Below are 13,970 nucleotides of genomic sequence, written 5' to 3'. Positions count from 1 at the left end.
GTCTCCACAACAGCACGAGCACAACGAAATCCGTGTTCTACACCACGAACCTCCTGTTCTCTTCAGGACACACCAACGCGATGATGGAATCGTTCTGGTCCTCGATGCAGATCGAACTGCTCGACCGCAAGAAGTGGAAGACACGCCTCGAACTCGCCAACGCGATCTTCGACTACATCGAGATCTTCTACAACCGGCAACGCCGCCACTCGTCCCTGGGCTACCGCACCCGATCGAGTACGAACTACTCTCCGAGAAGACACTCGAAACCGCTGCCGGTTAGCCACCAACACTGGAACCCGAAAGATGGGGCAGGTCACACTGTCACCCAAACGTGCAGCAGCCCCTCTTCGGACGGGCCACGGCGGTCGTCCAGTTGGCATAGAACCAACCCGGTGCGCGTGCCCGACACCCCACATCAGAACGTCGGGCACCCGACAGATTTCAGGCCACCGCGTGGTAATCGGACAGTGCGACTTCCTCCATCTGGCTACGAAATTGCCGTGCCAGCCCGGGGAACATCGTGGGGTTGAAGCCCTCTGCCGTCAGGTACCAACTTGCGCACCCGGAATTCCACGTCGTCCGAGACAGGCGCCGCTGAAGATCCGCATTGAATCTGTCCTGCGCGATCTCCCGCACGTCGAGATATCGGAGGCCCCAGCGTTCGATCATCTTCATCGACTCGACGATGTAGTCGATCTGCGCTTCCAGATAGATGAGCGCGGAGTTGTGTCCGGGACCGGAGTTCGGCCCGAACGTGAAGTGCAGATTGGGATAGCCGGACACGTGAACACTCTTGTAGGCGTACGCGCGCTCGGCCCATTCGTCCCCGAGGAGTCGTCCACCGCGACCGCGTACGGGGAACGGCGTGCCGGTCTTGCCGATCACCTCGAATCCAGTGGCGAAAACAATGGCATCGAAGCGATGTTCGACTCCTTCGACGGTTTGGATTCCGCGCTCGGTGAGCCGGACGATCGGGAAGGTGTAGAGCTTGCACTTGTCGCTACTCAGTGCCGGGAGGTAGGTGTTCGAAACTAGTAGCCGCTTGCAGCCCGCCCGGTAGTCCGGCGTGAGCTGGCGTCGTGTCCACTTGTCGTCGACTTGGATCCTGAGTTGCAGTCGTGCCGCAAGCTCCAACAATGTTGTCAGCTGTGTCGGCCACACGACACCCAGCCCCATCGCCTCATGAGCCCAGAAGAGTGCGGTCCGTGCCAGATCCTCGGTGAGCGGCAGTCGTTGATACATCACCCTGGCCCAATCCGGCACCCGGTACTGCGGGCGCGGTAGCACCCATCCCGGGGTGCGCTGGAAGACCGCGACCCGATCAGCCCGCTTCACCAGCTCCGGAACGATCTGCACCGCACTCGCGCCGGTTCCGATGACGGCCACGGCCATGCCGGTCACGTCCAGGTCCGGGTTCCAGTGGGCGCTGTGAACCGTGTGGCCGCGATAGTCCTCGATGCCGTCGATGCTGGGCAGACTGGCGGTGGACAGTGGTCCGGTCGCCATCACGACGGAGCGAGCCTCGAGAACTTCCTCACCACCATCGATCACCGCCCGGACTCGCCAGACTCCGGCACCTTCGTCGAAATCGAGTCCAACAACGTTGCGGCCGTATCGAATTCGATCGACCAGATCGTATTCTCTGATTACCTCGCGAAGGTAGGCGAGGATTTCACCGCCATCGGAGTATCCGTGCGACCATCTCGGATTCGGAGCGAACGAGAACGAGTACAGCATCGACGGAATGTCGCAGGCAACTCCGGGATACGTGTTGTCGCGCCAGGTGCCGCCCGGGTCGAGTTCGCGCTCGAGCAAAACGAAATCCTCGATCCCCGCCTGCTTCAGCCGGACCGCAACACCGATCCCGGCGAACCCCGCGCCGATGATCACCACCCTGGCCGTTTCGGGAACGTCAGCGCTGACGACGTCTCCGATGTGGGTGATCATGCCGCGACAACCGGTTCGAAGGTGAGCTCGTTGATCCAGGAGGGAATCGGACCCAACATCCGCTTCGGATAGTGCGCGGTAACGGTGAGCAGGGTGTTCCCCAGCAGCCGATGGTACGGATGGGCCGGGTTCATGATCATTTCGCCGTAGTACTTGATGACGTGATAGATCGGATTGCGCCGAGTCGCGATGTTGCGATCGCCGATGATGCCAAACTTGCGAATGGCATCGAAGAGCTTCTGTTCGTCGAGCCCCATCTCGACGATGCTGTCGTGCACGCGGGTCAACAACGGCAGCCCGGTGAGGATGCCGACGATCATGGACGGGCGCAGCGCGGTTCCGACCGTTTCGATAATCAGCTGATGCAAAGGACTCGCCCCGATCATGTCCAGGACATGGAAATCGACCGCCAGATGCCGGGACTCGTCAGCATTGATCTTCTGAAAGACCTTGTGACACAGGGGGTCCTTGATTTCATCGAGCAAGAACTTGAGCAGCGCGCCGTCGAGCGCCACCTCCAGCATCGGGATCGCCGAACCCAGCACCGACAGCGGCATGTCGTCGGCATAGTTGTCCAGCCAGTCGATGGCGAGCCGGATATTGACGTTCGGTTCCGGAATCTCGTCGTCCTCGAGCATCCCCCACCGACGCATGAGAGCCAATTCCGCGTTCGCGTGCTTCTGCTCTTCGGCGTGGAAGTAGCGATAGATCTCGGCGAGAGTGTTGTCCTCGGCCTGATGGGCGAGCGCGACGAAGGCGCGTGAACCCACCTGCTCGATCCACACGAGGTCGGACATGAACTGTTTGATCTTCGGTCGTTGCTCGGCGGTGATCGCATCGGCCCCGGGTTCTTCCCAGTCGAAATCACCAAGCGCCCACTGGCGCTGCTTGATGGTGTGCAGAGTGTGCTGCAATTCGATCGGCATCGCGTCACTCCTTCGCGATTGTGGACACCCGACTCACCCGGGCATCCGGAACTCACTGTGTCGCCGCGTGGGCCTCCCCCACGGCGAGTGCATTGCGCAAAAAGGCTCCGCTGAGGCTCAGCGCCATGCGAGCCTGCGGCAAGTACCTGAACAGAGCCGGGAAGACGTGCACCTGCCCCGGCCAGATATGGAGGCAGGACACCCCTCCGGCGGCCTTCACTCTGGCGTGGAGCGCGCGCGCGTCCCCGAGGAGCATTTCGGTCCCGCCGACGTGGATCATGGTCGGGCAGATACCCCGGAAATCCGCGTCGAGCACCGAGATCTCCCGCGCCGAGGCACCCGCGGTGTACAGGCCGACAACCCGGCTGACCGCCGCGGCCGCGGCGAACGGGTCCTTCTGTCTCCGGTTGCGTTCTCGGGTCCGTGCCAGGTTGAGGGTCGCATCCGTGACCGGAGACAGGACGAGCAACGCTGCCGGCGGGTAACCGTCACCGCGACGACTTGCCGCGATGGCGGTGAGCGCCGTCACGACCGCCAAATATCCGCCGGCTGAATCGCCGGCCACGGCCACCGGAGCGCCACCTGCTTCCGAGGTCAACCAGCGGTAAGCGCGCCAAACATCATTGTTCGCGGTCGGGAATCGGAATCTTGGAGCTTTTCGGTAGCTCACCGCGAACACCGGTAACCCGGCCGCTGCGGACAGCTCGGCCGTCACACCTCGATGTGTTCGTGGCGAGCAAGCGACGAACGCTCCGCCGTGGATATAGAGCAACGCGGCCCCTCGCGCCGTGACGCCTGGCGCCCGGACCCATTCGCCGACCACGGTCCCGTCCTCGAAGTCGACACGCACGGGCGCGCATTCGACTCCATCCCGCGGACGGCTGACAAGGCGAAGCATGCCGGTCAATGCCCCATCGAGCAACACCAATCCCGGCGGGCTCGCGGGGATCGCGACCGACAGCGGGCGCATCACACTCCGAACTCCGAAACCCGTCAGCGTCGCAGAGAAGCCGGGGCGCTCATGTACCGCGAGGGTCGGCACGCAGGGGGGAGTTCCTGCGGACGGATGACTTCTTGCCGACCGCGTCCACTGACTCAACAGTCCGACGATGCGCCAGGACGCTCCATTGCGTACCACAGATAATAACGGTACATATCCGGTATCTTTGTTTCAATACCTACGTCAAAGCCAAATCAGAAGCGGATGATTGTACGAATGCCCAGAAGCCGGGCGAGAATCGGACACAATCGACGCCCGAAACCCACGACCTGGATCGAAGGAACGATCACATCGATGAACTACGCCAGCTTGCTCGTGAAAGCGGTCGCGCTGATCAGGACGCCGGCCCCGACCGGAACGCCGGAACGGATCCTGGACGCGGCGCTCCGGCAGTTCGAAGTGGTCGGGATCAGCCGGACCACGGTCGAGGACATCACTCGCCGCGCGCGGCTGGCCCGAGTGACGCTGTACCGGCACTTTTCGAGCAAGGACCAGATCGTCGAGGCGGTGATACTGCGCGAGCTCGGCCGGTTCCTTGGAGAGTTGGAGCGCGAGGTCTCCGGACAGGCGACGCTCGAGGACAAGATTGTCGAAGGGTTCGTCTTCACGTTGGCCGCTGTCCGCGGGCACGCACTGCTCAACCGGCTGCTCGAGACCGAGCCCGAGTCCCTGCTCCCTTTCCTCACCGTCGACGCGGGCGGACTGATCGAGATCGCGTCGAGCTTCCTGACCGATCAGCTCGCCAGGGAACTCGTCGATGTGCGCCCTAACCGCGAATTGCATGCGGTCTCCGAGCTGACGGTCCGGGTCATCCTCTCGTTCATCCTCACCCCTTCCGCGCACATCCCTCTCGACACGGCCGATGACGCTCGACGATTCGCACGTCGACACCTGCTCCCCCGGCTACGCGATGACACCACACAGCTGTGAGACAATTTTTGCGTCCTGTTTCACCCCATGGTGGCTCCGCCGAGGCGGTCGCGCCGCGGCCGAACACCGTGCCGGACGACCGGCATACTCTGTACCGTGACGATGAAATCGATCCGTTCCGGAACCAGACCGCCCACCGGACGCGACCCCGCGGACAGCCTGCTCGATGCCGCGGAGTTCTGCTTCGACCAGATCGGACCTGCCGCGACGACGATGGATGACATCGCCAGACAGGCAGGTGTCTCCCGCGCCACCCTGTACCGCACCTTCGCGAATCGGGAGGCCGTCGTCTCGGGTGTCATTCTCCGGGCCGCTCGCCGATATCTGGACCGAATCCGCCCCAGGATCGTGGCTGAACCCGATCTGGGGTCGGCGGTGCTCACCTTCGTGGAAACAACCATTCAGACTGCGACACAGGACAACTCGATCGCAGCCCTGTTCGTCAGCGACGATCGCCTCGCCGACACCGGGCTGTCGACTGAGACCTCGGTCGCACTCTTCGAGCTGGTGACAGAATTCCTGCGGCCAGTCTTCACCGCACACTGGACCGACCTACTGCCCGGTACCTCGGTAGATGACGCCGCCGAGTGGATCTTGCGGACGATCCTCAGCCTGCTCACCGTCCGAGGACCGAAACGACGCAGTCGTGACGGCTTGCACGACTACCTGGCCCACTACCTGCTCCCCGCTCTGGCCAGCACGGGCACGGCCGACCCCGGGCCGACGCCACCCCCTGGGGACAACTCGGCGAGCGACCCCTGCACCTGAGACAGATTTGCAGTACTGTATCCATAGCACCGGCCGACGTACAGGGTGGAGCACACACCGATGGAGTTCCCGCAGTTCGATGAAGAATGGGCCGGACAGATGTTGACCTCGGCGACAGCCGCGGGTGGACTGTCCGGATACCTCGATTTCCGCCACACCGAGCTCGACCCCGGTCGGCTGATCGCCGAGATGGCCGTACGCGACGAACTACTCACACCGTTCGGCAAGCTGCACGGCGGCTGCTTGTCGGCGATGGTCGATCATTGCCTGGGGGTCGTCTTCTACCCGGTCATCCCCCGTGGTTGCTGGGTAGCGACGACGGAGTTCAAATTGAACTTGCTTCGACCGGTCAGCGACGGGACATGTGTCGCGACGACCGAGATCATCGCCCTGACGAAGCGGTCGGGTGTCGCGCGAATCGACATCACGAATCACGGCAGGGCTGTCTGCGCCGCCCAGGGCACCGTCACCATCATTGCCAACCCGGACGCCAGGCCGTGAAAACGGCGATGACGACGGTGTCGGTACCGACCCGTGACGGGATCATGCTGACGGCCGATTACTACCACCACGATTCGGACCACCCGGCAGTTATCCTGCTCCACGGCGGCGGCCAGAGCCGCCACGCCTGGCGGACCTCGGCCTCGCGCCTCCACGAACGCGGCTACCCGGTCATCGTCTACGACGCACGCGGACATGGAGACAGCGATTGGTCCGCCGACGGCAGGTACGAGATCGAGCATCTCGCCGACGATCTGCTCGCTGTGCGGGAGCACTTCGAGCTCGATCGCGCCCCTGCCGTCGTCGGCGCGTCATTGGGTGGGATGACCATCCTCGGCACTCATCTGCTGGCACCCCCGGACCTGTGGGGAGCCGTGGTTCTGGTCGATGTCACTCCCCGGATGGAGTTCGCGGGCGCACGCCGGATCGTGTCGTTCATGTCGGCGCACCCGGACGGGTTCGCGAGTCTCGACAGCGCCGCGGACGTCATCGCCGCCTACAACCCCCATCGCGAACGGCCGGTCCGGCTGGAGGGGTTGCGCAAGGTGCTTCGACACCGCGATGACGGCCGATGGGTGTGGCGGTGGGATCCAGCGTTCATCGCGACACGCTTCGACGTCATTCACGGTGATCCGGCCGACGGGGCCGACCAGTTCGAGTCGCTGGTCGACACACTCCGGCTCGGAGCGGGTCGGATCACCGCGCCCACCCTGTTGGTTCGCGGGGGACTCTCCGATCTCGTATCCCATGACACCGTCGCCGAGTTCCTCGACCTCGTCCCGCACGCCGAGACCGTCGACATCGCGGGAACCGGTCACATGGTGGCCGGCGACGACAACGACGCGTTCACAGCAGCCGTCGTCGACTTCTTGAGACGAACCCTGTAACCCGACCGGCTTCGGGGCCGTCGGCCGACCGCGGCGAGCCGCCTATCCTGCACAGCATGCCGAGTCGGTCACTTCGCACGTCCTTCCGCAATCATCTACGAGAACAGGCCCTGTCCGCCGCGCGCACCTTGACCATCGAAAAGGGTTGGGAGCGAGTGCGGATGGGAGAGGTCGCCGACCTGGTCGGAGTATCCCGGCCGACCCTGTACAAGGAATTCGCGGACAAGAAGGGATTGGGTGACGCGCTCCTGGTTCAGGAGGCCGAACGCTTTCTCGCCGGGATCGACAGGATCCTCGAGGAGAACGCCGGAGATGTCGGCGGAGGCATCACCGCCGCCGTGCGATACACGATCGCGGAAGCCGAGACCAGCCCATTGCTCAGGGCTGTGCTCACCGCGAACCACGGCGTAGAGCCGGAAGCCACCGGCACCGGGATACTGCCGCTGTTGCCGACCTCGGCATCACTACTCCAGTTGGCATCCGAAGCCCTGGTCACGTGGTTTCTGGAGCATTTTCCAGCCCTCGACGCCACCGACGTGGCCGATGTCGTCGATGCGATGGTCCGGCTGACGGTCAGCCATCTGGTCTTGCCGGCGGCCGACGCGTCATCCACCGCCGACCGTATCTCCAGGGTCGCCATCCGCTACCTCCACTTGGATGCGCTTTGAACCGTCGGATTTACAAGAACATAGGCATTGTTCAAATATTGACAGAATGGCATATTTTGTAAATACTTGGCCGGTACCCAGCGGTTACACCCGGGAGCAGTCATGACGATCCACACAGCATCCGAACCCTGCGGCTCGGCCGGAAGTCGGCCCCCACGCCCTTACGACGAGGCCGATCTCTCCTCGACGGCGTTCTGGGCATCCAGTGCGAGCGAGCGGGAATCGACCTTCGCGGAGCTTCGCGAGCGAGCGCCGGTGAGCTGGCACCCGCCCGTCGAGCACACCATGATCGAGGATCCGAACGACGACGGCTTCTGGGCCGTCGTGACCCACCGGATGCTCGTCGAGGCAACCAAGCGACACGAGGACTTCCTATCCGGTGAGGGCATCGTCATGGAGTCGATGCCCCAGGAGTTGCTCGACAGCGCCCAGGGTTTCATCGCCATGGATCCGCCACGCCACACCAAGGTTCGACGGCTGCTGGCATCGGCCTTCACCCCACGGCAAATGCAGCGAATCAGTGACCGGATCTCAGCGAACGCCAAGCGCGTCGTCGACGAACTGGCACCGAAGGGAGAGGCCGACTTCGTCGACGAGTGCGCCGCACTGCTCCCGATGCACAACATTTTCGACATGATGGGCGTCCCCGAATCCATGCGTCACGACATAGCGTGGGAATCGCGGTATGCCGGGGGATGGAGTGATCCCGAGGTGATGGCGGGAGACCCCGTCATACCCAGGCTCTTTCAGGCGATGACCTTCATTCGTGAGACGGCTCAGGAGATCATCACCGCCCGCCGGCGTGAGCCGGGCAACGACCTGATGAGCAGCCTCGTCCATGCTGAAGTGGACGGCCACCGTTTGACCGACGACGAGATCGTGTCCTTCTTCGGATTGCTCACCATCGCGGGCAACGACACCACACGCCAAAGCACCAGCCACGCTATGAAGGCGCTCACGGACTTCCCCGACCAGCGTGCCTGGCTGATGGAAGATTTCGACGACCGCGTCAAAGGCGCGGTCGAGGAGTTCGTCCGGTGGGCAACCCCGATCATGACGTTCCGCAGGACGGCGGCCCGCGACTGCGAGCTCGGTGGGCAGGCGATCAGGCGCGGTGACAAGGTCGTCCTGTTCTACAGTTCGGCCAACTGGGATACCGAGGTGTTCGATCATCCGGACCGCTTGGATCTTTCCCGCGATCCGAACCCCCACGTGAGCTTCGGCGGGGGCGGGATACACCATTGCCTCGGGAATCAACTGGCGCGACTGCAACTCGCGGCGCTGTTTCGAGAACTGCTGCACCGCCTGCCCGACATCGAGGTGAGCGGGCCGCCCACCTACACGGTCAGCACCTTCTTCCACGGCGTGAACCACCTACCGGTGCGATTCACCCCGGAGGCGAGCCGGTCGTGAAAATCTCTGTTGATCGCAGGATTTGCGCCTCGCTGGGGATGTGCGAGGCAGTCGCGCCCGACCACTTCGAGGTCGGAAGCGACGGCACACTGCACGTGCTCGCCCCCGAACCGCCGGAATGCCATCGGGCGCTCATCGAAGAAGCGGTCTCGGCATGTCCCACCGGCGCATTGAGCGTCGAGGAATGAACGCTGTGGACCATCTGCAAGCCACCGAATTCCTGGACTGGCAGCACCCCGCCGTCCAGGAATTCACCCACGCGGCGGTCGACGGCGCCGTCGATCCCGTCGAGCAGGCCATCCGAATCTTCACCACGGTCCGTGACTCGATCTGGTACGACCCGTACACCGTCGCCGGCGATCCTCGGCACTACCGAGCCAGCGTGGTCGCCATGTCCGAACGTGCCTACTGCATACCGAAAGCCGTGCTCCTGACCGCGGCCTGCCGCGCCGTCGGAATACCGGCCATGCTCGGATTCGCCGACGTTCGAAATCACCTGCAAACCGAAGCACTGAGGCAGCGCATGGGCGGTACCGATGTGTTCGTGTACCACGGGTACAGCCAGATGTTCCTGAAAGGACGCTGGGTCAAAGCCACACCCGCCTTCAACCGCGAATTGTGCGAGCGCTTCGGTGTAGAACCGATCGAATTCGACGGCGAACACGACGCGCTGCTGCACGCCTTCGCAGGCGATGGCAGTCGGCACATGGAATACCTGCGCGACCGCGGCCAGTTCGACGACCTACCGCTCGACGACATCCTCGACGCTCTCCGCGTGAACTACGGTGAACTCGTCGATGTGCCGTCAACCGTCTCGGATGCCTTCCGCCGCACCGAATGACCGATTTCCTCCGTGCGGGATGTCCACTGCGACACCGGATCACATTCCGCTGTCACTGTGGACCTCCGCGAAACGTGGACGGCCGATCGAGGGCAGTGGCCGCCACCTCGATCGCACGACGAAGGTTGGCCTCCTCGTCGACGAGGCTGTGCGCGATCCCGCGGATGGCGTGTAGGCGCTCCGCGGGGTCCAGATCGGACCGCATTGCTTCGGTCGCAATCGCAGTCCACAACTCAGCACAGGTTCGCGCCTTACCTGCGGCGAGCAGAACCTGGGGGCTGCCGACCGCAGCGGCGATCTCGAAGCATCCTTCGGCGAGCAACCGGCGGAAAAGCCCGCCGCCGGTGCCGGCCTTCTCGATGAAAGCCGCGAGGTAGCGCAGAATCTCGTCGAGAGCCCCCGGGCTGAAGGCGGCCCGCCATCGATCGAGATCCTCGGCGAACGCACGCACTCCCTGCAATCCGGTGGTCGCACCGGCCGTGCCCCCCCGACTGACGACCGGGTCGGCCATGGTCGAAGCAATTTGACGGAAGGCGTCCGCGGCGACATTCCGCAGCGGCGGTAGACCTTCCGGCCATTCGATAAGGAACGTCGTGTGCCTCGTCGGAACCGGGAAGGACGTCGATGCCCGGGCCCGCGCCAGCGCTGCATAGGGCACCAGTTGGGTCTGCTCCCGGTCGTTGTCGACGACATGGGCGATTTCCGCGTCGTCGTCGTAGCCGATCACGACGATGTCGTGTCGGCTCATCCGCAACTTCACTCGCAGATACGGCAGTTCGGCGATATCCGCCCACGCCATAACCGGTCGGCCGGAGTCGATTTCGTTGGTCACCCACTTCCATCCGAGTTCTGGATCGTCAGTCGAGCGCGCGTCCACGGTTGCGCCGAGACGCGTCGGCAGATCGGTCTCCAGATCGGAGCCTCGGCCGACCAGGTAGAGAGGAGGGCGCAATTCCGACGAGCGCAGATAGCTGAAATCGAGCGCGCCGCTGAGGGTGAAGGTCAAGCCTTCCGAAGGTGGCCCGTTCCAGCCGAGCCCCGCCCACGCGAGTAGGTCCCGCTGGGCGCCGGAACCGCAATGGCCACCCAGACGGTGGGGGTAGGCGAGCACCAATCCGCTCACGTCAAACTCACCGGCAACGACGCCAGACCCCGGAATGACAGCCCGGGCCGCCACACCGGCTCCCCGTCCGCGGCCAAGCCGGGGAATCGCGCCAAAAGGCGTGGGAACAGCTCCATTGCCTCGGTCCTGGCCAATGCAGCCCCGAGACAGAAATGGATTCCCGACCCGAAGGACAGCGGGGCCGGATTGCGGCGGCGAAGGTCGAGGATGTCGGGGTCGTCATAGCGATCGGGATCGCGGTTCGCCGAACCCAGCAGCATCAGCACGACGGTTCCGTCCGGCACGGAGACATCACCGATGGCGGTATCGGCGAGCGCGGTGCGTCCGTTGGTCTGAACCGGCGCGTCATAACGGAGAAGCTCTTCGACCGCGTTCGACGCCAACGCCGGTTCGTCGCGGAGTGCGGCGAGTTGATCAGGATGGGCGAGCAGTGCGGCCAGCCCGTTGCCGATCAGATTGGTGGTCGTCTCGAACCCGGCGGCGAAAAGCAGGATGGCCGAGCCGACCATCTCATCCTCGTCCAGGGCGTCCGCACCCCGCGCGATCGCGAGACGGCTCAGAAGATCATCTTGCGGATCCGTCCGCTTCTCGGCCAACAGCGTCGAGAAATACTCGACCAATTGCGTTTCCGCATCCGCCGCTCGTCGGATTGCCGCAGTGTCGGAAGCGGGTTCGAGCGGCGCGAGCAAACACCGCACGAGCGGAGCGGCCGCCGCGCGATCGGATTCGGGCACTCCCAACAGGTCACCGATCACCGCCACGGGCAGTGGCAATGCGATCTCGGAGATGATGTCGATCCGTTCGCGCTCCGCCGCGGCATCGAGCAGATGGTCGATGCGTTCGGCGATTCGGGGACGCAACTGTTCGACGTGGCGGTGGGTGAACGCATCGGCGACCAAACGCCGCAGCCGCTCGTGATCGGGCGGATTACGGAACAGCATTGTGCGCCGGAAACGATGCAATGTCGTTCGCTGCAGATCCTCCGGCACATCGGTGAGCCGGAATCCCAGCGATTCGTCGGCCTTCCCCAGTCGACGATTCCGAAGCGCGGCCTGGCAGTCGGCGTATCGGCTCAAGACCACCACGCCCGAAGCGCTCACCAGCACAGGCGCGGTCTCACGCAACAACCGGTAGCCCTCGTATGGGCCCGATTCGCCATATTCGGTCAGCAACATCTGGCGCAGCAGGTCATCTGGTTCGGCACGCGTCATCAGAAGACACCTGCCCCAAGCAAACACGTCATCGCGAGATCCATGACCGCTCTCCGCTATCAGTCGAGTTGAAATGTCCGCGTTTCCACCCGAGGGCACCACGCGTCTGCTCTATGAGACCAATAGTCTCATAGGGAGACTGTTAGTTCAATAATAACGTTGGGTAATACTGGGATACCGGCCGCCGGCGAATCCATCGATCTGGGAGCGTGATGCCCGCACCACTCGACACGTCCTCACAGGCACGCGAGCCCGATCCACGACTGGCTCGTTCGCGCGCCCGGCTGATCGATGCCGCCACCGAACTGCTGGCTGAGGGCGGCGTGGACGCTGTGACCATCGATGCCGTAATTCGCCGGGCGGGAGTTGCCCGAGCAACCCTCTACCGGCACTTCGGTTCCGGTACCGAACTACTCGCCGCGGCCTTCCAGCAACTGTTGCCTCCGGTGGCCTCGGCCCCGGAGGTCGGCTCACTACGATCGCGCCTGGTCGCGCTCGTTTGCGAGCAGGCCCGATTGATCGATCAGGCACCGTTGCAGTTGACCGTGCTCTCGTGGATGGGCATGAGCAACCCCGAAGCGGACCGTCGGACGACCGAGGACGATGCGTCACGGCCGCACCTCACGGCACTGCGACACCGGATCATCGAGCAGTATCGTGGCCCCTTCGACGCGATATTGGCGAGCGAGGCAGCCCGGGCATCACTTCGTCCCGCGATCGAGGCGACCACCGCGGTTGCTCAGTTCGTCGGTCCGATGATCTTCAACCGACTCGTGACCGGCCTACCGAACGATCAACAGTTCTGCACTGTACTCGTGGACGATTTCCTCGCCGCGAATGCCGCCAGAAAAACGAACGAAGTGATGGATGTAGTCGACCAGAACGAACAATGATTTAAGACTCAGCTCTTCACGTCGACCGTTTCGATGTTCTCGATTCGCAGTGTCTGACGCGGGTCGATACGAATACCGCGCACCTGCGCTGAAGCGTCGATGATCCCCCAGACGATCGCGCTCAGATCATCAGCGAAATCGACACGCGACATTGCGGTCTCGGGATCGGCTTGGGAGTTTATCCACCAATCTGTCGCGGACAGGCTCGCGCCGATGATCGATTGAACTACAAGATCGATACCGGTTGTATCCGCTCCGAGTGATTCAAGAACTGCCGAGAAATGGCCCGCGATGAAGCCCGCCAACTCGCGGGCGTCTTCAAGAGCCTGGTCCGTTTCCGATGAATTATCATCGAAGTGGCTACGCACGAGGAACTGGAAGACATTCTGGTGCTCATCGACCAATTCCGAATACTGTCCGACAATTTGGCTCATCACCTCACCGATCGGCGCGGTGGCAAAATCGCTCGAAGCCAGAATATTCGACCACATCAGATCTTTCGCACGCTCGACGACGGCCGCGCGAAGTCCTTGCTTATCCTTGAAGTGACGATATAGCTTCGGCTTGGTAGCACCGGCTTCGCGCGCGATATCGTCCATGCTGGCATCAGGGCCGTACTTGCCGAATGCGCGATAGGCCGCATCGACCAACTCTGCCCGCACCGTGACCCGATGCTCGGCCCAACGGCTCGAACGGGCGTCAACTCGCCGAACCACCGAGCTCCCGACCTCCAGAACCCTCTGCCGCGCACCTGTCATCGCACCCATGGTACGCCATGGGTCATGCGACCTACCAGTGCACATGACCCACCACCGCACACCGTGCCGGTCGGCCGATAGAGCGATGAAACCTGGCGTGG

Annotated in this window: 15 protein-coding genes and 1 pseudogene; 10 read left to right on the top strand and 6 right to left on the bottom strand. The window is 63.4% G+C overall.

The features are described from left to right. Positions 1–65: 65 nt before the first annotated feature. Positions 66–230 (top strand): annotated as a pseudogene (locus A5789_RS36130) (integrase core domain-containing protein); the annotation flags it as partial. A 214-nt stretch (positions 231–444) separates the two neighbouring features. Here A5789_RS36130 and A5789_RS32915 read toward each other — a convergent pair. The 3 genes from A5789_RS32915 to A5789_RS32905 are packed head-to-tail and all read right to left on the bottom strand — an operon-like array spanning position 445 to position 3,846. Next, entirely contained in the window at positions 445–1,950 is a 1,506-nt protein-coding gene (locus A5789_RS32915) for an NAD(P)/FAD-dependent oxidoreductase (RefSeq protein ID WP_064901985.1), read from the bottom strand. After that, on the bottom strand, positions 1,947–2,876 hold the full coding sequence (locus A5789_RS32910) for a hypothetical protein (protein ID WP_064901986.1): 930 nt from the start codon (positions 2,874–2,876) through the stop codon (positions 1,947–1,949). The genes A5789_RS32915 and A5789_RS32910 overlap by 4 nt, the downstream gene beginning before the upstream one ends. A 52-nt stretch (positions 2,877–2,928) precedes the next feature. After that, positions 2,929–3,846, bottom strand: a complete 918-nt coding sequence (locus tag A5789_RS32905) for an alpha/beta hydrolase (protein ID WP_082941121.1) — start codon at positions 3,844–3,846, stop codon at positions 2,929–2,931. Positions 3,847–4,170: 324 nt separating this feature from the next. Between A5789_RS32905 and A5789_RS32900 the strand changes: the two genes are divergently transcribed. The 8 genes from A5789_RS32900 (at position 4,171) to A5789_RS32865 (ending at position 9,884) form a co-directional block, all read left to right on the top strand. Continuing rightward, entirely contained in the window at positions 4,171–4,806 is a 636-nt protein-coding gene (locus tag A5789_RS32900) for a TetR/AcrR family transcriptional regulator (RefSeq protein WP_064901987.1), read from the top strand. Positions 4,807–4,908: 102 nt separating this feature from the next. Beyond that, complete coding sequence (locus tag A5789_RS32895) at positions 4,909–5,574, top strand: TetR/AcrR family transcriptional regulator (protein WP_064901988.1); 666 nt, start codon at positions 4,909–4,911, stop codon at positions 5,572–5,574. A gap of 60 nt (positions 5,575–5,634) precedes the next feature. Further along, entirely contained in the window at positions 5,635–6,075 is a 441-nt protein-coding gene (locus A5789_RS32890; RefSeq protein WP_064901989.1) for a PaaI family thioesterase, read from the top strand. Between the two features lie 8 nt (positions 6,076–6,083). After that, positions 6,084–6,962, top strand: coding sequence for an alpha/beta fold hydrolase (locus A5789_RS32885; RefSeq protein ID WP_064902010.1), 879 nt, complete (start codon positions 6,084–6,086; stop codon positions 6,960–6,962). Positions 6,963–7,018: 56 nt separating this feature from the next. Next, positions 7,019–7,630, top strand: coding sequence for a TetR family transcriptional regulator (locus A5789_RS32880; RefSeq protein ID WP_064901990.1), 612 nt, complete (start codon positions 7,019–7,021; stop codon positions 7,628–7,630). Between the two features lie 102 nt (positions 7,631–7,732). Then, on the top strand, positions 7,733–9,043 hold the full coding sequence (locus A5789_RS32875; RefSeq protein WP_064901991.1) for a cytochrome P450: 1,311 nt from the start codon (positions 7,733–7,735) through the stop codon (positions 9,041–9,043). After that, on the top strand, positions 9,040–9,231 hold the full coding sequence (locus A5789_RS32870; protein ID WP_064901992.1) for a ferredoxin: 192 nt from the start codon (positions 9,040–9,042) through the stop codon (positions 9,229–9,231). Before A5789_RS32875 ends, A5789_RS32870 begins: the two co-directional genes overlap by 4 nt. Then, positions 9,228–9,884: a transglutaminase family protein gene (locus A5789_RS32865; RefSeq protein WP_064901993.1), complete on the top strand. Its 657-nt coding sequence runs from the start codon at positions 9,228–9,230 to the stop codon at positions 9,882–9,884. Before A5789_RS32870 ends, A5789_RS32865 begins: the two co-directional genes overlap by 4 nt. A gap of 52 nt (positions 9,885–9,936) precedes the next feature. Here A5789_RS32865 and A5789_RS32860 read toward each other — a convergent pair whose 3' ends face one another. Both A5789_RS32860 and A5789_RS32855 read right to left on the bottom strand, forming a co-directional pair. Further along, positions 9,937–11,007, bottom strand: coding sequence for a BtrH N-terminal domain-containing protein (locus tag A5789_RS32860; RefSeq protein WP_064901994.1), 1,071 nt, complete (start codon positions 11,005–11,007; stop codon positions 9,937–9,939). Next, complete coding sequence (locus tag A5789_RS32855; RefSeq protein ID WP_223273899.1) at positions 11,004–12,320, bottom strand: cytochrome P450; 1,317 nt, start codon at positions 12,318–12,320, stop codon at positions 11,004–11,006. The genes A5789_RS32860 and A5789_RS32855 overlap by 4 nt, the downstream gene beginning before the upstream one ends. A 110-nt stretch (positions 12,321–12,430) precedes the next feature. On the opposite strand from A5789_RS32855, the gene A5789_RS32850 reads away from it, so the two are divergent. Further along, entirely contained in the window at positions 12,431–13,111 is a 681-nt protein-coding gene (locus A5789_RS32850; protein ID WP_064901996.1) for a TetR/AcrR family transcriptional regulator, read from the top strand. A gap of 8 nt (positions 13,112–13,119) precedes the next feature. Here A5789_RS32850 and A5789_RS32845 read toward each other — a convergent pair whose 3' ends face one another. Further along, positions 13,120–13,869 carry a TetR/AcrR family transcriptional regulator gene (locus tag A5789_RS32845; RefSeq protein WP_064902011.1) on the bottom strand — a complete coding sequence of 250 codons (750 nt, stop codon included), beginning with the start codon at positions 13,867–13,869 and terminating at the stop codon, positions 13,120–13,122. Between the last annotated feature and the right edge of the window lie 101 nt (positions 13,870–13,970).

Source organism: Nocardia sp. 852002-51101_SCH5132738 (assembly GCF_001665695.1).
Classification (GTDB): domain Bacteria; phylum Actinomycetota; class Actinomycetes; order Mycobacteriales; family Mycobacteriaceae; genus Nocardia; species Nocardia nova.
This window is presented reverse-complemented; position numbering and strand designations above follow the sequence as displayed.